General features: G+C 70.1%; 17 protein-coding genes. 3 read left to right on the top strand and 14 right to left on the bottom strand.

Annotated features, from left to right (window positions below; all coding sequences use genetic code 11):
* Positions 1-289 precede the first annotated feature (289 nt).
* Both HEB94_RS41255 and HEB94_RS41250 read left to right on the top strand, forming a co-directional pair.
* Positions 290-1,234, top strand: a complete 945-nt coding sequence (locus HEB94_RS41255; protein WP_192754869.1) for a DUF222 domain-containing protein — start codon at positions 290-292, stop codon at positions 1,232-1,234.
* Positions 1,235-1,316: 82 nt separating this feature from the next.
* Positions 1,317-1,913 carry an HNH endonuclease family protein gene (locus HEB94_RS41250; protein ID WP_192754868.1) on the top strand — a complete coding sequence of 199 codons (597 nt, stop codon included), beginning with the start codon at positions 1,317-1,319 and terminating at the stop codon, positions 1,911-1,913.
* A 209-nt stretch (positions 1,914-2,122) separates the two neighbouring features.
* On the opposite strand, the gene HEB94_RS41245 is transcribed toward HEB94_RS41250, so the two are convergent.
* Entirely contained in the window at positions 2,123-3,031 is a 909-nt protein-coding gene (locus HEB94_RS41245; RefSeq protein WP_192754867.1) for an NADase-type glycan-binding domain-containing protein, read from the bottom strand.
* Positions 3,032-3,137: 106 nt separating this feature from the next.
* Between HEB94_RS41245 and HEB94_RS41240 the strand changes: the two genes are divergently transcribed.
* A complete protein-coding gene (locus tag HEB94_RS41240) occupies positions 3,138-3,386 on the top strand; it encodes a hypothetical protein (RefSeq protein ID WP_192754866.1) in 249 nt (82 codons plus the stop codon).
* Between the two features lie 424 nt (positions 3,387-3,810).
* On the opposite strand, the gene HEB94_RS41235 is transcribed toward HEB94_RS41240, so the two are convergent.
* The 13 genes from HEB94_RS41235 to HEB94_RS41175 all read right to left on the bottom strand — a co-directional run bounded on the left by HEB94_RS41235 (position 3,811) and on the right by HEB94_RS41175 (position 18,794).
* A complete protein-coding gene (locus tag HEB94_RS41235) occupies positions 3,811-4,356 on the bottom strand; it encodes a phage tail protein (protein ID WP_192754865.1) in 546 nt (181 codons plus the stop codon).
* A gap of 17 nt (positions 4,357-4,373) precedes the next feature.
* On the bottom strand, positions 4,374-6,338 hold the full coding sequence (locus tag HEB94_RS41230; protein WP_192754864.1) for a putative baseplate assembly protein: 1,965 nt from the start codon (positions 6,336-6,338) through the stop codon (positions 4,374-4,376).
* A complete protein-coding gene (locus HEB94_RS41225) occupies positions 6,338-6,748 on the bottom strand; it encodes a GPW/gp25 family protein (protein ID WP_192754863.1) in 411 nt (136 codons plus the stop codon). Before HEB94_RS41225 ends, HEB94_RS41230 begins: the two co-directional genes overlap by 1 nt.
* A gap of 146 nt (positions 6,749-6,894) precedes the next feature.
* Positions 6,895-7,179: a PAAR domain-containing protein gene (locus tag HEB94_RS41220; protein ID WP_192754862.1), complete on the bottom strand. Its 285-nt coding sequence runs from the start codon at positions 7,177-7,179 to the stop codon at positions 6,895-6,897.
* 39 nt (positions 7,180-7,218) lie between these two features.
* Complete coding sequence (locus HEB94_RS41215; protein ID WP_192754861.1) at positions 7,219-9,030, bottom strand: VgrG-related protein; 1,812 nt, start codon at positions 9,028-9,030, stop codon at positions 7,219-7,221.
* Positions 9,031-9,043: 13 nt separating this feature from the next.
* Positions 9,044-9,817, bottom strand: coding sequence for a CIS tube protein (locus tag HEB94_RS41210; protein WP_192754860.1), 774 nt, complete (start codon positions 9,815-9,817; stop codon positions 9,044-9,046).
* Positions 9,818-9,849: 32 nt separating this feature from the next.
* The gene (locus tag HEB94_RS41205; RefSeq protein ID WP_192754859.1) at positions 9,850-10,287 is read right to left on the bottom strand and encodes a phage tail protein; all 438 of its coding nucleotides are present in this window, start codon (positions 10,285-10,287) and stop codon (positions 9,850-9,852) included.
* 75 nt (positions 10,288-10,362) lie between these two features.
* Complete coding sequence (locus HEB94_RS41200; protein ID WP_192754858.1) at positions 10,363-13,719, bottom strand: hypothetical protein; 3,357 nt, start codon at positions 13,717-13,719, stop codon at positions 10,363-10,365.
* A 25-nt stretch (positions 13,720-13,744) separates the two neighbouring features.
* Entirely contained in the window at positions 13,745-13,903 is a 159-nt protein-coding gene (locus tag HEB94_RS41195) for a DUF6760 family protein (RefSeq protein ID WP_192754857.1), read from the bottom strand.
* Positions 13,900-14,367 carry a hypothetical protein gene (locus HEB94_RS41190; protein ID WP_192754856.1) on the bottom strand — a complete coding sequence of 156 codons (468 nt, stop codon included), beginning with the start codon at positions 14,365-14,367 and terminating at the stop codon, positions 13,900-13,902. Before HEB94_RS41190 ends, HEB94_RS41195 begins: the two co-directional genes overlap by 4 nt.
* Positions 14,367-14,816 carry a phage tail protein gene (locus HEB94_RS41185; protein ID WP_192754855.1) on the bottom strand — a complete coding sequence of 150 codons (450 nt, stop codon included), beginning with the start codon at positions 14,814-14,816 and terminating at the stop codon, positions 14,367-14,369. Before HEB94_RS41185 ends, HEB94_RS41190 begins: the two co-directional genes overlap by 1 nt.
* Before the next feature lie 86 nt (positions 14,817-14,902).
* Positions 14,903-16,492, bottom strand: a complete 1,590-nt coding sequence (locus HEB94_RS41180; RefSeq protein WP_192754854.1) for a phage tail sheath family protein — start codon at positions 16,490-16,492, stop codon at positions 14,903-14,905.
* A 142-nt stretch (positions 16,493-16,634) separates the two neighbouring features.
* The gene (locus HEB94_RS41175; protein ID WP_202896819.1) at positions 16,635-18,794 is read right to left on the bottom strand and encodes an eCIS core domain-containing protein; all 2,160 of its coding nucleotides are present in this window, start codon (positions 18,792-18,794) and stop codon (positions 16,635-16,637) included.
* Positions 18,795-18,883 lie beyond the last annotated feature (89 nt).

Raw genomic sequence — 18,883 nt, 5'->3', positions numbered from 1 at the left:
CACGGTTCGCGGTGTAGCCGCCTTGCCGTGAGTGGTGGTCGGTGGTGGTGGTCGTCCTTGCGGTCGGCCAAGCGGCCGAGTGCACCACCTGTGGGATGGCTTTACTCCAGCGTGCCGTTGGTGTCTGCCGAGGATGCAACTTCACCTTGCCCAGCGACCGCGTTGGTCTCGCTGGGCCGCATTATCACGGTCCACCGACAGGTGGGTGGCTGCTCGTGGTGGCTGTTTTGCCTTGTGGATAAGGGTTTCTGGTTCGCGTCGGGTCTTCGTCGCCGGTAGGATCGAACGTATGAGCGAGTCTGGTGGTGTGTCGGTGCGGGTGTCTCCGCTGCCTGCTGGGTTCGTTGAGGTGCTGCCGGGTCCTGGGTTGTTGTCGGCTTTGTTGTCGGTGTCGCGGGGGGACTGTAACGGGGTTGAGTTGGAGGAGTTGGTTCGTGCGCGGCGGAGGTTGATTTGTTGGTTGGAGGAGGGGTGTCTGGGCGATGTGGTGGAGTTGGCGCACACCCCACCGGGGCTGGTCGATGACCCGGCGGTGCGGGTGGGGTCGGTTGATCCGCATACGCCTGCGGTGTTGGAGCCGTTGTTGGGGTGGACCGCGTATCACGCTGACTGGTACGCCGCGTTGGCGTTGACGTTGACCGAACTGCCGCGGACGCGGGCTGCTCTTGCCCGGGGCGACCTGGAGGTCGGCGAGGTGCGGGTGATCGCCGAACGTCTCGCCGATCTCAGCACTGGTGCGGACAGGCGGAAGGTGGAGGACGCCCTGTTCCCCGACGTTCTCGGGTTGCGGGCTGGGTTGCTTCGCATGCGGGTGGAGGCGGAGGTCATCAAGGTCGACCCCGATGCCGCCCTGGCGCGGCATCGACGCCGGGTGCGTGACCGGGAGGTGGAGATCTACCCCGCCATCGACGGCGCCGCCGACCTTGCCGTTCGGGGAGTCCCGGCGGACCAGGCGGCGGAGGCGTTCGGCTATGTGGATGCGATCGCCCGCACCATGAAACAGTCAGGCGATCGTCGTCGGCTTGGGCAGCTCCGCGCCGACATCGCCACCAGCCTGCTGTCGGGTCGCAGCCACATCCACAACCCCGACCCCGGTGACGGCGACAGGGCCGCTGGCGAATCGAGTGAGCAGGCTCGCCGTGGTGTGGTGAAGGTTCCCGCGCCACGTGCACCGCAACCAGCCGCAACGCCAAGCATGCCGACGACTTCAGGGGAACCGGCGGGCTACGGGTGAGCCCCGGAGGACAGACCATCCGTCGGCCAGTGCTGATGCAGCCGCGAGTGTGGAGCATGGGAGTGGTCTGGCCAGGGTGGGGGTGCGGGCGCGGATCCAGTTGAACGTTCCGCTGACCACGCTGATGGGGTTGTCGCAGCGGCCCGGTGAGCTCGGCGGGTTCGGTCCGATCGTCACCGAGGTCGCCCGCCGACTGACCCTCAACCAGCTCACCAACCCCGACGCCCGCTACACCGTCGGGGTCACCCATCCGATCACCGGGCAACTGCTGCATCTGCATCCGCTACCGCAACGGTTCCTGCGCGGACTACAAGCAGAACTCGTCCACGCCCTCAACCAACGCTGCATCTGGCCCACCTGCCGAAGACCCGCCCCCACCTGCGACCTCGACCACAACACCCCCCACGCGGGCGGTGGACCCACCACACCCACGAACACCGCACCCCTGTGCCCCCACCACCATTCAGTGAAGACCGAGTCAGCCTGGACCCTCCACCAAACAACCCCAGGCCACTACACCCTCACCGACCCACACGGCAGACACCACCACACCCACCCACCCGACCTCACCGACCCCGCACCACCACAACCACAAAAGAACCCGAAACCACCACCCGCACCACCACCACCCGCACCACGACCAGCCACACCAGCCGACGACGACCCGCCACCCTTCTGACTACGGGCAAGCGGGCCCTGCCTGTCGCAGTGGCAGGCTGGCCCTGACTGTCGCGAAGGCACGAAAGGCCGGCCGCCTCTCGCAGAGGTAAGCTGGGCGGCTGACCAGCGCGAGATCGGTCGGACGACTCCTGGTGCAGATCCGGAACGGCCCGCAGTGGTGGACCCGTCGTCGAGGTGAGGCCGTCGTCGGCTGCCCGGCTGCCCGGCTCAGCGCTTGGCCCAGAACTCCACTTCGGTGATGGCAGTCGCCAACGTGGGATGGGCGCCGGTGCTCGAGAGTACGGCGATCTGCACGGACCTGGCGCCCGGTGCCTCGATGGCGAACTCCTGGAAGCCGGCGGTGTCCGCGACATGGAAACGCTTCACGACCGGATCGCCGTCCGTGGTCACCGACACCTCGATCTCCGCGGGTCGGGTACCCGCGACGAACTTCGGCGTGTCGACGGACATGCCGGGTGTGACGCCGATCGTGACGAGGTTGACGGGCTCGGCGAACGTCGCTCGCAGCCACGGGACCGCACCGTTCTTGACGGAGGTTCGGGCCGGTGCCCAGAAGGTTCCTCTGGTGCCGTCGAAGGCATGCGCGGCAGGATGCGCCTTCGCCGCCGCACTTGCCTGCTGGCCGGTGGGGCGGACCTGTTCCGGTTTGAGCAGGAGATTCTGAACGCCGTTGTAGGCATTGATGACCAGCCCACGCTGCGGCCCGGCGAGGACGCCGGCGCCGGCGAGGACGAGGACGACGACGCCGATGCGGACGATGGTGCCGAGACGTCGGCCCGGCTGGCCGGGTGCCCTGCGGGTGCCTACCTCGTAGATTCGTTCGCGGCCGAACAGCCGGCGCCACCAGGGTGCCTTGCGGACGACGTTGGCGGTCGCCAGGGAATGCCCGCACCGCGCGCAGAACTTCCGGTCGGACTGGTTGGGCATCGCGCAGGCGCCGCAGATCAGGGAGCCGGTCGGGATGTTCTGGGCGGGACGTCGGGTGGGTGGACGCCGGCGGCGTGCCTGTTGCGGTTGGCGCGGAGTGACCGGCTGGGCGGGGCCGGGTTGGGCGGCGCCGGGTTGAGCGGCGCCGGGTTGGGCGGGGTTCAGGGCGGCGGTGCCGGGCTGGTTCACGGTGTCGGGCCGGCCCGCGGTAGCTGGTTGCGCTGAGCCCGCGGACGGTGCGGTGCCCCCTGGTTGCGAGGGTCCGCGTCGCGACCCGACGCCGAGACGGCGGAAGATGCCGGCCAAGCCGCCGGTGCCGGGCGCCTCGGTGGCGGTGGTGGCGCCACTCGAGCCGGGCGAACCCGACCCCGACGACTCGAAGGCGTCCGTTCGAGCGGCGGGAGCATGGGGATCGACCGAGCCCGGGCTGACCGAGCCGCCGACCATGCTCCTGTCCGACCCGGAGTTGGTCGACCTGGCGTTGGCTGAGCCGGCGTTGGCTGAGCCGGGGTTGGCTGAGCCGGGGTTGGTCGAGCCGGGGTGAACGCTGCCGCGGTCGACGCCGCCCCCGCGAGCGCGAGAGCCGGGCACCTGAGCGCCGGTCAGGTCCGAACCCACGACCTGCGAGCCGGACACGTCCGAACCCGCGACCGGTACCGCGTCGCCCGACCGGCCACGGCCTGAGTGGCTGTGGCCTGAGTGGCTGTGGCCTGAGTGGGCGTGGCCAGAGTGGGCGTGGCCAGAGTGGCTGGCGCCCGAGTCGCCTGAGCCGCCCGTCGTACCCGCCTGGAACGCATCGGCGCCGGCACCGAGACCGGCACCGAGACCGGGATCGAGACCCGCACCGTCGCCCCGGGAAGCGGCGTTCGGGTCAGACACCTTCTCGCCCTCCCATTCCAGGAACACACCGCACTGCGCGCAGAACACCACCCCGTCGGCGTTACGTTCCCCGCACCCCGCGCAGATGATCACGACACATCTCCCTCGGCTGGAATGATCTCGACCCGCACCGGCACATGCGCGGGTCGCAGTTTCTCGACGATGCTTCGGACCACGTCGGCCTCCTCGTCGGAGGCACGGACGTGTACGACGACTCCGGGTTCGGCGCTTCCCGGCGGGGCGGACCCGGGCTGCGCCGACCACGACGTACCGCCCGACTCCTCGATCTCGGGCCGGACCCCGTAGGCGAGCTCGACGGTCTCGGCCAGGCCGTGGGCGGTACCCCGGAAGCGGTGCAGCTCCGCCGCCCGCGCCGTGAGCCGGCGGCGGCGCGTCTCGTCGAGACGCGGATCGTCGAACGCGGCGACCCAGGAGGCGAGGACGGGTACGAAGTCCTCCGGGGTGAGCGCGGGGTCGAGATAGGCGGTGAAGTCGTCCAGGGTGAGAAAGATCGGCGCGAGCGCGTCGTCGAAGGCGGCGACGAAGCGGCTGGCGAGGTCGTCCTCGGCGTACAGCCCGGGCAGGATGCCAAGCAGGGGATGGGGGCTGGCGAGCCCGTCGACGAGTCCACGCATGGGTGCTCCTTTCCGTGCTATTGGACGAGGACCTGGTGTTCGAAGGAGAAGACGAGCTCGGTGGCGCCCAGGTCGAGCCGCTGTACGGGAACGTCGGCCCGGGTGCCCTGGACAGGGTCGGCGAGGTAGAGCCGGACGTCGTCGACGGAGTCCACTCCGTGCACGCGCTGCAGGCAGGCGTGCAGGTCACCGGCCCGGACGGCGGTGCCGAGCGGCCAGCCGGTCTCGCGTGGTCCGCCGACGAGCGGGTCGAGGTAGCGGTAGAGCGCGGCGAGCGCCTCCCGTCGCAGCCGGCCCGGGGCGGTGGTGTGCTGGGCGGTGATTCGGGCGACGACGGTGAGCCCGCGGTAGAACGGCGGTTCGACGACGAGCCGGGTACCGAGCGCGCGGCGGGTTTCGAGGTGGGCGGCGACCCGGGCGAGTACGCCGTCGTCGGGGCGCAGCCGCAGGAACTCCAGTTGCGTACCGGGATCGTGGGAGAGCGTCGGGACGACCAGCAGCCGTACGACGTTCGCCTCGCCGGCCCCGGCCTCCGGGGAACCCGCGGCGACGGGCACGCAGTGGATCCGCGCCAGCTCCGGAGCGGCCTCGCGGGCGAGGAGTTCGTAGTCCTCGGCGGTCACCGCGCGGTGGCGGCTGCGCAGATCGAGCGGCCCGCGGACCATGGCGTCCGCGACGGTCTCGCCGTCCACACCGCCGGAGGCCGGGCGGCGGTTGTCGACCCCGGAGACGAACGGGATCGAGGTCTTGAGGACCCGGAGGGCATGCGGGGCGACGTTGCCGGCGGTGCCGCCACCCGTGTGGTAGCGCCGGAGCCGCAGCATGGCGCCCTTCGGGGGGACGGCGCCGTAGCGGCGTACAGTCCCGTCGGGGTTGCGGACGGCGGGCCCGAACGCCACCTCCCCGGACTGCCGATCAAGCTGGAAGTGCCGGTCCTCCGCGGTGGAGTCGGTGAAGTCGCCGACGAGAGTCCAGGTCTCCCAGCCGCCGTCGCCGCCGACCTCGAGCACCTCGGGTTCACCGGTGTCAACCACCGGTTGGCGGCGAAGGGCGAACCGCTGGCCGGGACTTCCGTCGCTGCGTCCCAACTCCTCAGCGGTCACCGGTTCGGCGTGGACGGCGGCAGTCGTCGCGCCGATGGTGGCGACCTCCAGGCTGGTCACGATCGGTGGCGCGCTGTAGAAGGTCTGCCCGGGTTCGGGTTCGAGGAGCAGGCAGCGGAGCCAGCCGGCCCGCTGCTGGGCGATGACGGAGGGCACGTGGCGAGCAGGCAGGTGGAGAACCAGGTCGCCTGACCGGTTGAGCCCGCCGGTCTCGTCGCGCTCGATCTCGCACGGCTGCCAGGTCTCGCCGTCCCACGCCTCCCACCGGACCGGCGGATCGGTCGGGTCCACGCCGATGCCCTCGACCCGACAGTCGAAGCGCAGCATGACCGCGCAGGAGGGCACCGCGTTGGTCAGCCCGACGTAGAACGCGTCACCGGGCGCCGGCGTCGCGGCGAAACAGCCGACGTCCTGCCCGTCGCGGAGCTCGATCGAGTGGTCGACCGGAGTACGCCCACCCTCCGAACCGGCGACATAGGCGAGTTCGCAGGGGACGACCGCCAGGTCCTCGACGGTGGTGAAGACCACCGCCTCGTCGAGTTCGGTGCGGACCGTCGCCAGCTCGGTCGCGGCGTGCAGGAGGACCGTCTCCGGCAGCGGCGCCGACAGCCAGAAGGTCACCTGGGTCCGGGCCGCCGTGGGCGGGAACAGCCGAACGCCGATGAGGTCGAGGAAACGCAGGTAGTGGCGTTCGGGCACGCGGTTCAGCCGGTAGAGAAGCTGGTCGACCATAGTGGCGAACGCCTCCACGAGCGTCACGCCCGGGTCGGAGACGTTGTGGTCGCTCCACTCCGGGCAGCGCCGTTGGACGAGACGCTTGGCGTCGTCCACGAGGTCCTGGAACCGGCGGTCGTCGAGGTTGGGTGCGGGCAGGCTCATCAGGCGCCTTCAGAGGAGTGCTCGGGGATCACGTAGAACGGGAAGACGAGGTTGCGCGGGTCGTTGCTGCCGCGAACCGCGTAGTGCAGGTCGATGTAGAGCGTGCCGCGGTCGACCTCGTCGAAGAGGACGTCGACGGCGTGCACGTCGATACGGGGTTCCCAGCGGTCCAGGGCGCTGCGTACGTCGGCCGCGAGTCGGCCCGCGGTCGTCGCGTCGGCGGGTGCGAAGACGTGGTCGTGGATGCCGCAGCCGAACTCCGGCCGCATCGGTCGCTCGCCCGGCGCGGTGCCGAGGATGAGCCGGATGCTCTCCTCGATCTCCCGGTCGTGACTCACCAGGGCGAAGCGGCCGGTCGCGTCGGTACGCAACGGGAACGCCCAGCCGGCCCCGACGAACTCCTGTCCCATCGCTCACTCTTCTCTCGCGTCAGGTTGTCCATCGGTCCTGCCCCGCCTCGGGAAGGAGGGGCAGGACCGGTGGTGTCTGCCGGTGGTGCTGCCGGTGATGTCTCCCGGTGGTGTCTGCTGGTGGTGTCTGCTGGTGGTGTCGTTGGTCAGCCGCCGATGAACACCGTCATGGCACCCATGAGGATGGGGGACCCACAGCCGCCCATGTCACCCATCCGGGCCGCCGGCTGCCCGCCGATCAGGACCGTCGGACAACCCGGCGGCAGGATCGTCGACGGAGGGTGCGGACCGGCCGGCGGCGGAAACGAGCAGATGTGCATGGTGCCGACGGTCGCGGCCGGTCGGCCCTCGATGAGGACCGTCGGCACGCCCGGTCCTCCGACCACGCCCGGGTGGGCGGTGGGGTCTCCTACGCGTGCGGCGGGAGGCATCGGTTCTCCTTTCCTGGAAGGGCTCTCGTTCCTGGCCGGCTAGTTGATCCTGACCATCGGAGCCTTGAGTTCGGCCGAACCCTGGCCCGTGACGGAGACGGACACACCGGTGAGCTTGGCCGCCACGTTGCCGGCCAGGTCGAGGTTCGTGCCCTTGACCTGAACGTCGCCACCACCCGCGTTGAGTGTCAGGCCGGTCTTGGCGCGCAGATCGATCTTCGAGCCCGTGACCGTGACGTCGCCGTTGCCCGCGTCGATGGTGATGCCGTTCTTGGCGCTGACCGTGACGGTGCCGTCGCTTCGCAGCGTGACGGCGGTGGGCTTACCGGCCATGCCGAGTTCGCACTTTCCGTCGCCGGTCCTCAGCCAGATCCCCGGCTTCTGCGGGGAGTCGACGATGTCGAGCCGACTGCCGGAAGGTGTCATGAGGGTTCGGCGACCGACCTTGCCGGAGGCCTGGTCGATGTTCGGGACGTCACCGCGTCCCGGTGGCCGGTTGGGGCTGTAGAGGCCACCCAGCACGATCGGCCTCTCGGGGCTTCCGCGGTCGAAGGCCACCACCACCTCGTCGCCCACCTCCGGCAACACGAGCGCCCCATAGCCCCTACCGGCGCCGGGTTGGGCCACCCTGGCCCAGTCGGTCTCGAAGGTGTCAGCCAGCCAGGGGAACTTCACGCGCACCTGACCGAGCCCCTCGGGGTCCGCGACGTTGGTGACCACCGCGGGGAAGACGCCGGACGTCAGGGACGTGGCGTGGCCTCCCGTCCCACCGGTGAGGCCGAGCATCGAGCGCTCCTGCCGGCCCGTCACCGCGACCTCCGTCGTGTACCCGCTCGTCGCGTCCAGGACGTGGCGGGCCCGGGTGAGGACGTAGGTGCCGTCGAAGGGTGCGCCGAGGTTCTCGATCGCGACGGTCGACCCGGCCCGCAGGGTCGGGTTGCCGCGCGCCACGCCCTCGAGTTCGGCGCTCGTTCCCCCGATCGTGGCGGCGATCGCCTGTGCCGTGGCGTCCAGCACCGACTGGTTCGTGTCGGCCTGGTGGGTCACGACCAATGTGCTCGCCACGAGCCGCTCCGCCAGGATCGCCGGCGTCGTGGTCGAGTTGGGGCCGGTGGTCGGCGCCGACGCGGTGCCGATCATCGCTCTCTGCTGGTCTTCGTCCCAGCTCCGGACCTGGACCGAGGACACCTGCCCGCTACCCGTGACGGCCGCACGTAGCCGGAGCAGGTCCGCCCCGGGTCGCAGAACGTGGGGTTGCCGACCGGGTCCGCTCGGTGCCCCCGGCTTCGGCGTGGGCTCGACGAAGTGGATCTTTCCTTCCTCGACGTACACGTCATAGCCGATCTCGTCGGCGAGTGAGAGGAGGAAGTCCCAGGAGGAGGTGTTGGTCCGGGCGACGAACTCGTGGACGACCGTGGTGGAACTGATCGTCCCGACGCTGATGCCCGCCTCGGTAGCGACCTTGCGGACGATGTCGGAGTACGTCACGTTGAGGTAGCTCGACGTGCTGCTGCCGTTCATGAGGCGATGGGAGAGGTCGTACCCGCGCACGGTCGTGTAGACGCCGCCACCGTCCACCTCGGCCTCGAGCGCGGTCACCTCACCGCTCAGCAGCTGCACGGGCCGGCTCTCCTCGGCCGCGACGACGGTGAGTTGGATGGCCGCGCCGATCTCGATGCGACCGCGCGACAGGACCAGTCGATCCGGATCCCGGAAGCGCAGCACGAACATGTCCGGCAGCCGGCGGTTGGAGTCGACGAACGCCTCGGTGAGAAGCACCAGGATGTCGTCGGAAAGCGCCTGGCCGTCGACGGTGACTCGAAGAGTGCTCGTGAAATGCGTCTGGGTCATCTCGTCTCCTCGCTCAGTACGTCCGTGCCTGTCCGTCCCGCGCCGCGAGTTCGTCGGCGGAGGGAAGGAGCAAGGTGGTTCCGGGCGGGAGCCGGAACGGGTCGTCGATCTCGTTGGACTCGGCGAGCGCACGCCACAGGTTCGGGTCGGAGTACTCGCGGTAGGCGACCGTCGCGAGACTCTCGCCCGCCAGCACCGTGTGCACCCGGTGCGGGCGCAGACCGCCGGAGGTCGGGTTCTGGCGAGCCGTCTCCGCGGGCATCTCCTGCAGTTTCACCGAGCACGTCGCGCGGACCGGCGTCCCGTCGGGGGTGAACAGCGAGTACTTCGCTGACACCTGGGTGAGGAATCCGGGGAAGCTCGTCAGAGCGCCCCAGTGGAACACCACCAACGGGGGAACGGGCTTGTTCTTGCCGAGGCTCGTGTCGGTCGGTACGCAACAGGCGAAGAGTTTCTCGACCGCCTTCACCACGCTGTCGTCCATCGTCGCGGTGGCGTCGAAGAACATCTCCAGGGCGAGCTGGCTCGGTTCGGCGCCCTGGAACTCCGGTGGGCTGGCCTTCTTCGCGCCACGCGCCGGTTCGGTCTTCCAACGGGCCGACTTGGCGAGGGTCAGTTCGTTCGGGTTGAACTGGAACGCGATCTGGCCGGTCTCCGGCCCGGGCTTCGCGCCCGCGCCGGAACCCGGCAGCGGCTCGTGGACAGAGAGGTACGCCTTGGCCAGGCTCGCCGGAGCACCGCCGGCCGACCCTCCGGCCGACGTCATCGCGATCGAGCTTCCCGCCATTCGCCTCTCCCTTCTCCGCGGAGGTGGCCGCGCTAGGACCGGGCCGTGTCGAGAAAGCCGTGGTGGGCGATCTCGATGGTCTCGGTCAGGACACCCGCCGCTCCGGAGGTGACGTTCGGGCCGTTCCATCGGACCGGCACGACGTCGAGCAGACCCCAGCGCGCGACCGTCGTACCGTCGGTGGTCATCGCGGTGATCTGTGCCGTGGTGCGGCGAACTCCGTTCGCCAGCCCGGCGATCCACCGCGCCACCTTCTCGGTGTCCTTCGTGAGCGGGCGGGTCAGCTTCACCGTCGAGTACGTGATCCGCGAGGGGAGCTGCCACACGTAGCCGTTGTTTCCGCCCTCCTGCCGCTGTTCGAGGACGACCTGGCAACCAAGCCCTTCACAACTCGTGAAGAGGCCGAGTTCGACGTCGTCGATCTGCACCTTGAAGCGCACGCCGAACGCCGGGATCTGTTCCGCCGTCATCGGGCCTCCTCCCTCATGTCCTCTGCTCCTCGTGGTTCGTGGGAACCCGCCGGTGTGGGTGTCCGGCCGCCGTGGTCATCGGGACCGGTCCGCCAGCCCGCCCAGCCGCTCCCGGTCCAGTCGCAGTTCGGCCCGGATCCGGCGGGCAATCGCGGGATAGACGCGGTGCGCGAGGACGTCGATCGCGGCGGAGTCGATCCCGCCGCTGGCCGCTCCCGTCAGGTCGGTCGCACCACCGGTGAGGGCGTCGGCTCCCGTCGACATCGCTGCCGTCGTCGTCGCCGTAGTCGTTGGTGTCGCGGCCGTTGTGGTGGCGGTGTCCGTGGGAGGCGTGGCTGCGTCGCTGGTGGCGGCGCCCTCGGAGTAGGCCGAAGCGGACAGCGCGGTCGTGGTGGCGTCCGGTCGAGGGTCGGCCGGCGCCCTGGGGAGAACCATCGCGATGTCGGCCGGCGAGGTGCCCGGCATCCCGCCGCCCGGCATCGCGCCCATGGGATTCGCCGCGCTGGCGATCGAGCCGGCGGGGGTCGCCGCGCTCGACATCGAACCCCTCGGTGCGAACCGTCGGGACGAGGCCGGGTAGGCGATCCGGGAGATCGTGAGGGTGTCGGTCGGTGCGATGTCGGCCTGGCGAGACCGCTGGGCCGGCGTGAGATCTCGTTGCCACGAGGGCGCCATGTCGGTCGATCGCCCAGGTTCGGCGTACGCGCCCGAGAAGGGCGACGGAGTGGCGCCGGCGGCAGTACCGAGGGTTGCCATCGAGCCGGTGGGGCCTTTCGCCGTGGCGCCCGCCGCGCCGGGTGTGAAGGTGGCCGTGGGCCCTGTCGCCGTGGCGTTTGACCCGGCTGGACGACGCGCGGTGGAGGAGAGCCGTGCCGGCACCACGGTGTCGGGGCCGGGCGCGACCGGATCGAAGGGGCTGGTCCCCGGAAGCTGTCCGGACAGGAGCCGCTGGGCCAGCACCGGGCGGGCGGTGCGGACCGGAGGTGCGGGGGCGACCGGAGGTGCGGTGGCGACCGGAGCCGTCGTCGCCGACGCCGGCGGCACCGGCGCGGAGACGGGACCGCGCCCGTGGTCAGGGTCAGCATGCGTCGGCTGGACCGGGGCTGTCGCGGATGCGGGCCCGTCGTCCGGCTCGGACACGTGCCCTGCTGCGGTCCGGAGCGGTGCGTCGAGTGCGCCGTGGTACGGAGAATCGGGCGTCCTCGCCACGACGACGTCGAGGTGGGACGTCTCGGCCGTCCGGTCGGTCGCGTTCCCGATCGCGGTCTCGGACGCGCTCTCGGTCGTACGAGCAGTCGCACTCCCGTCGTCGGTCGAGTCGGCCGGCGCACTGCCGGCGGTGGTGTTCCGCGGGTTGCCGGTCCCGCCGACCGGGCCGCTGACCACACCCGCGCCAGTCGCGGTGGTGGGAGTGCCGGCGTGGGTGGAAGTCCTGGGCGCGGCGCCGGTGGGGGCAGCCGCGAGCGGGATCGTCTGGACCGCGAGCGGTTCGCCGGGCGTGGTCGGCGCCGGAGCGTCTACCGGCTGCCCGGCCGTGAGCGAAGGGCTCGCCGTGAGCGACGGGTCGACCGTGAGCGAGGGACCCGCCCCGAGGATGGGCGAGGTCTGCTCCGCGCTGTCGGAAGCGGGCAGAGGCGCCCGCTCCTCCCGAGGCGGCTCCGCTGGTGAGGCGCTCGCATCCGTGCTGTCAATAGTTACTTGACGAAGCTCGGCCGGGCGGTCCGCCGACTCGTCGCGAGCGAGGGAACGCGCCGACCGGTACATCGGCGCGGGCGGCGTCTCCGCTGTCGCGGCGGACGGCCCAACGGACTCCGTACCGGCCCCGCTGCCCGGTGTCCCGCCGCCCGGTGCCCCGACGGCACGCTGCAGATGGACGGGGAGGTCGCCGCTCGCCAAGGGTGCGCCGAGGCCCAGGCGACGCGTCCGGGGTGGAGACGCTGGCGTGGCTTGCGCGGCCGGAGGTGGCTCCGGTGTCGCGGACGACGAGGGTGCCACCGGTCCCTGTTCACCGCTGCCGTCCGGCGACCGAGTCGGGGTGGGGCGGGCGGACCGCACGGGCGGGTCCGCGGTCACCCGCTGCACCTGACGGGTGGTGGGCCGAACGGGCGGGGACGCCTCGACGGTGGACGTCACCCGCGGTACGCCGGACAACGGCCCAACCGGGCTGCCCGTCGTGGCATCAGTGGTCGTGGCGTCCGTAGGCGTGGCGTCCGCGGCCGGTGCGTCCGCTGAGGGAACAGTCGGGGCCGGAGCCGACGTGGGTTCGGGGCCGTGCGCCGTTGCCCGGCCGGACTCCGAAGCAGCGGTCTCGACGGGACTCTCGGGAGCGCGTTGGACCCGCACCGCAAGCGCTGTCGTGGGGTCATTCACCGGCCGAAGAACGCGTTCCGGCGCCAACCATGGCGGGTCGCTCCGCGTCATCGGTGCCGTCGGAACGGGGCCGACGGCCAGTGGCAGGGTGCGCAGGCCGGCGAGCGGCACGGGGGGACCGGCCGGCCGCACCACCGTCGGTTCGTCCAGCGGCACCGGCACGGAACCCGCCGCCACGGCCGTGTCGGCGGTCGGCTCGGGTCCGCTCGCCGCGGTCGAGCGCTGAACTCGAACGGGGGCGGTGATGCCCGCTGGTGCTGTGCCCGCCGGTGCTGTGCCCACGCCCACTGGTGCTGTGCCCGCCGGTGCTGTCACCACTGGCGCTGTGCGCATCGGTGCCGTGATCGCCGGTGCTGCATGCGCCGGTGCTGCATGCGCCGGTGCTGCATGCGCCGGTACCGAGCCTGTGCCTGAGGGGGCGCGGTCTTCTCCGGCGGGCCTCGCCGGCTGTCGCAGCACCAGCTCGGGCCGCTCGGCAGGAGGAGACGTCGGTACGTCGCGCGACGCCGGAGCGGATCCGCCGAAGAGCCGCTGGACCGTTGATCGCAACGCCGTACCCAGGCGCGTGCCCGCGCCGGCGCCGCCACCGGTGGCCCGGCTACCGGTGGCTCGGCTACCGGTCGCCGTCGAACGGGTCGGAGGCTGCTGCGTCACCGAGTCCGTCGGGTCGCCGGTGACCTCTGCTTCGGCCGGGTCCGGATCGAGGGGAGCCAGCGTGAGGTCCTGGGCGGCCGGGCGGGTTCGGGGTTGTCCCGGACGAACGAGGTCCGCGACGACGCCGGACGGGGCGTCCGGGTCGACGAGATGGTCGACGCCGGTCATGAAGGTGGGCTGCCGCCAGGTACTCATCCACGCGGCGCCGTCCCGCTGGATGGTGTGGGCGATCGGCCCGGTCGCCGATCCGAGTGGGGGAAGCGCGAGGAAGCCCGCGTCGGTGTGGGGGACGTTCGCGGCACCTCCGTCAGCCGACGGCGCGCGGTCCGGCGTCCCCGTCGCGGTGGCGCTGCCGACAGTCGGCGACGGTTCGCCGCCGCGTCGGAAGCGGTCCGTCAGACTGCCCACCCACCCTGGCATCGCTGGCATTCGGCTACCCGCCTTCACTCATCCGCTGGTTGATGCGGGCGATCTCCGCGACGTAGCGCTGCCGCAGCGGGTGTTCGAGGTCCAGGATGTCGTCGAAGGCCCAGTGGAAGTGGTAGGCGACGTACGCGACCTCCTCGTGCAGGCGGTGGGTCGCGTACGTCACGATTCCCCCAGGCGCCCACCCGCGATGTCGACGGCGAACCCGTGACCGCACGACGGGCACGTCACACCGGCGCGGGTGTGGCCCTCGGCGTTGACGCGGCGGTACAGGTCCTGCAGGAACGCCACGTCGGAGGCGAACATGTTCTCAATGACCTGGGAGTCGATCCGCGTCAGCGAGCCCAGTCGGGTCACGACGCGCGCGAGCAGGACGACCGTGGTGAACGCAGCGTTCTCCTGGACCCGGGCGTCGTAGAGCGGCAGGAGTTCGTCCCGGGCAGTCGCGAGGCGCATGGTCCCGGAGCGGTGCACGACCCCGTCGCCGTCGACGTACCCACGCGGCAGTTCGAAGTCGAACTCCGTGCGCAGCACCGGTTGCGCGGCGACCGGCGGTGGAGCGTCCGGTGCGGACTGCCCTGGCGGAGGAGCCTCCTCCGCCAGGACCACGCCGGGGATCGTCCGACGCATCAGGCGTACTCCATCTCGTCCCACGCCACGGTGAACTTCTCGGTGAGCGGTTCGGTCGAGCCTGCCTTCAGGGAGGAGCCGACCTCGACGTCCTTGATCCAGCAGTTGCGGAAGTTGAGCCGCTTCACCGGCTGGTTGTCGGAGGTGTAGACGACCACCTCGGCGGTCTTGCGGGAACCCTTGAGGTCGCCCTGCATGACGGCCTTCAGCCAGTCGGTGACGGTCTTGGAGTCGGTGAGGCCCCGGGTGACGGTGAACTGTCCGGGCTTGGGCCGACCCATCACCTGGCGGGCGACGTACTTCCCGTCGTGGGTCTGCTCCTGGTAGGTCACCATGTCGACCTCGCTCTTGAGGCCGGACACCTCGATGACGTACGGCACCTCGACACCGTCGATCTTGACGCTGAACGAGTAGGCGGTCGCCATGTCCATGGGGTCGGCGAGTGGCATCGGGTCTTACCACCTTTCCAAAGGTCGTGACGTTGGTCCGGTCTGCTTGCGCGCCGACCGGTCTGGTCGTGCGCTGACCGGTCTGGCTACTCGCTGACCGTGCTGGTCCCGCTGGACAGCTGCGAGAGCTGGAAGATGACGAACTCCGCCGGCTTCACCGGTGCGACGCCGATCTGGCAGGTCACCTGGCCCGCGTCGATCGCCTCGGCCGGGTTGGTCTCCCGGTCGCACTTGACGAAGAACGCCTCGTCCGGGGTGAGCCCGAACAGCGCGCCCTTACGCCATTCGTTGACGAGGAAGGCGCCGATGGTGCGGCGGATGCGGGCCCACAGGGCGTCGTCGTTCGGTTCGAAGACGACCCACTGCGTGCCACCGACGATCGACTCCTCGAGGTAGTTGAAGAGCCGGCGGACGTTGATGTAGCGCCAGGCCGGGTCGGACGACAGCGTGCGCGCGCCCCAGACCCGGATGCCGCGTCCGGGGAACGTGCGGATGCAGTTGATGCCGACCGGGTTCAGCAGGTCGTGCTCGGCCTTGGTGATCGAGGTCTCCAGGGCGATCGCGCCGCGCAACACCTCGTTGGCGGGCGCCTTGTGAACGCCGCGAAGCTCGTCGGTCCGGGCCCAGACACCGGCCACGTGGCCGGCGGGCGGGACCAGGATGTTGCGGCCGGTGGCGGGGTCGAAGACCTTCGGCCAGGGCCAGTACAGCGCCGCGTACCTCGAGTCGTAGCCGGCGCCGGAGACCCGCCACTCCTTCACCTGCTGCGCGTTCAGGCCGGGAGGTGTGTCGAGGACCGCCATCCGGTCGCCCATCAGCTCACAGTGGGTGATCACGGCCTGCTGGACGGCGTGCACCGTCTCCAGGTCGATCGCACCGTGCTGGTAGGCGCTCATCAGGTCGGGTACGGCGACCATCGTGACCTCGTCGATGGCCTCCAGGGCGGAGAAGCCGGTGCGTTGGGCGGCGTCCCCCACGTAGTCGTCCGCGCTGACCTCACCCGCCTCCGCGGGCGACGCCGGCGCGGGCGTGAGCAGCGGAAGGCTGCCCTTCTCCAGCTTCGCGACCGTCCCCGCCGAGGCGGCGCCGTCCTCGATCCGGATGAGCTTGGACTTCGCGTTGACGACGGTCATGACGTTCGCGGCCTTGTCGCCGTTCGCGTCGAACACGACCGGGTCGTACTCCTCCACGGCCTTGCCGCCGGAGGAGACGATCAGCTTCACCGCGTTGGCGGGCGGCTCGGGCGTCGCGGTGTCCGCGACCTCCACGGTGATGTCGGCGCCTGAGTTGCCCTTGCCGATCGCCACGACGCGGTACCCGCCGAGCTGGGCCTGCGGAGGACCGGTCACCTGCTTCTGCGTCGCCTGGCGGGCCCTGCCGTCGGGGCTCGCCCCGTTCTCGGTGCTCGTACCACCCGCGCCGACGCGGACGACGTAGCAGGCGCTTCCGCCGTTCTGCATGTAGCCATAGACCGCGTGTGCGAGGTAGGACCCCTCGACGAACTCACCGAACGTCTGGGTGTACTGCGTCCAGTTCGTCACGAGCGTCGGGGTGTTCACCGGCCCCTTCGCCGCGAAGCCGACGAACGCGGCCACGGCGGTGCCCACGCCCTCGATGGGCCGGGACCCGGCCTCGACCTCCTCGACGTACACACCCGGGGACAGATACGTCGGCATGCCAGCTCCTTGGGTCAGGTCGACTCTGCGATGCATGCAGCGTGCGCCGCGACCCCACCCCGGCAAAACGGCCAAGTGGACGCGGCGGAGGGAAGCCGGCCGTGCACCAACGGGCAGCCCGATCGGCTGCCCCAGCGCGGTATTAATAAGGCTTCCCGACGTCTCCGGCGCCCTTCATCCCGGACAGGAAGGCCACGTGGAGGGCGTCGAGGTGGATCTTGCGGTTCTGCAGCAGTCGTTGCGCTTCGTTGACGACAGTCGAGATCTGTCCGTATCTCGCGCTCTCGCTACTGAAGAGGGCGGGCCACGGACCGTCGCTCATGTCGGCCAGTGGAGCCAGGTTCGCCTGTAGCTCGTCGATGAACTGAGCAGGCGACGTCCTCGCCGCGAGCTCCGTCGTCGCGAGGCTTTGCCGGATACGGCCGAGCAGGGCCAAGTCGGCCTCGTTCGTTGAGAAGCCTTTTGGCATCAGCCCCTTGTCCTCAACGCTCTGGTCGAGGACACCACCGAACTCCTTCAGGGCCGACATCATCTTCTGGCCCTCTTCGTCAAGCGTGATGAGCGCCTCGCGTTCTGACTTGAGGGCGAGCTGATAGGCCTCGACGGTGGCGATCGCCTGCTGGTCGCTGATCACTGCTTGCCGGTTTGCCTGACATTCTTTCAGTTTTGCTAGAGTTCGTTCGATGGAGGCCAGCTTCTCGTCCATGGCGAATCTCATGGCATCGACGCCCCAGTCGGTCAGGCTGGTATCTGGCGCCGCTTTCTCGCTCAGCGGCTCGGCTATATTTCCGCCGATCTCAACTGCGGTGAGAACACTGTCGAGAGCGAGCCTGTACGCCTGCCAGTCGGCTTTGTGTTCGTCCTCTGCCTTGAGCATTCCCGCGTTGGCGGCAGAAGCTCCCTCGAAGAGGATCTGGGATGCGTTGCGCTGGGCTATCCGCGCATTCGTTGACTTCTCCAGATGATTACGTGTGGCCATCTGGAAGCTTGTGTTGTCGATCGCCTGCCGCGTCCCCGTCTGCCTGACGTCGGCGGCGACCTGGTGAGCGCTCTGCTGGACCTGATTGACGTCGATGCGGTCGGGTCCTTCGGGTACTGGAGCGCCACCCAAACCGATCAGGCGTCTGGGGTCGTCCGTGCCCAACTCTCCAGGGCTGATGTCAATCTGACATTCCTTTGCCTGAACCTTGGTCAATCCCCATGCCGAGTTGCTTTGATCAACCATCCCGATCCAGTTGAGGAAACTGCTCCGCACGAGGGACGCCAGTACGGTTGCGTTATCTACAGATCGTTGGTTCGCGGATGCAGTTTTCGCGATGCTGCGGGTTGTCTCGCCGCCGTAGGCGAAGTCCTTCAAGCTCTGCTTGAGTGAGTCCAGCAAGCCGCTCTTCGCGGCGTCGTCTGGCTCTCCAGATTTCGATCCGTACTGGACGAGCACGCTCTGGGAGAACGTCGACACCTGTCTCAGGTTTTCAGCACTCGTGTCGAGTGAGGTCGTAGGCCTGGACAGTGGCGTCGGGGCCTCCTGGTCCTCCTGCGCGCGCAACTCGAAAATGAGTTCACCTATGGAGTCGTCAGCGGGTTTGATCACCGGAGGATGGGCAAGGGGGTCAGCATCGTGATCGAACGTGTCGTCGTCGGCATCTCGCTGGGCGACAATCTCGTGGGAGCGCTGGACCGTCCGTTGTGCAAGCGACGGGGTGACCTCTTCCTCCAGCACCGGTTCCGACTGATCGGGTGACTGCGGGGAGTCGCCGGTGAGCTGCCGCTGCATCGCCTGCTCGGCGGTGGCCGCGGCCTGGCGCTCGAAGCGGTCGTCCGGGTCGCTCACGGAGATGCCGCCGCCGATGGGGGATCCGGCCACGGGACCGGAGCGCTGCTGCATGACATGGGTGAGCTCGTGCGCGAGGGTGGTCCGGCCCGCGTCGGAGGTGGGGGAGAACGCCCCGTCCCGAAAGGCGATGTGCGAACCGGCCGTGTAGGCGTGTGCCTGCATGGAACGCGCCGACTCATCGGCCGCCGCGTCGGTGTGGATGCGTACGTCGGAGAAGTCCGCCCCGAGCCGCGCCTCCATCTCCGCGCGGGTGTCGGTCGGAAGCGGTCGGCCGCCCGACGACACGACGTTCGGTACGGAGGACTCCTCCTCGCCGTCGAACATCCGGCTCACGGCGGCGTTGCCCGCGAGCCGCTGCAGGGCGATGACGTCGTGGTGCGCGGGCGGCTCCTCGTGGGCGCCGTCGTCGTGGTGGTGTCGTCTGGTCGCGGCGGGGTCTCGCGGTCGCTGGTCGCGGTCGTACACCATCACCTGCTCCTGCCTGCCCCTATGGGGCACTGGTGCCTGGCGGTGTCGTGGCCGCCGGTGTCATGGCCGGGGGTGTCGTGGCCGCCGGT

The organism is Actinopolymorpha pittospori (assembly GCF_014873875.1).
In the GTDB taxonomy this organism is placed as follows: Bacteria; Actinomycetota; Actinomycetes; order Propionibacteriales; family Actinopolymorphaceae; genus Actinopolymorpha; species Actinopolymorpha pittospori.
This window is presented reverse-complemented; position numbering and strand designations above follow the sequence as displayed.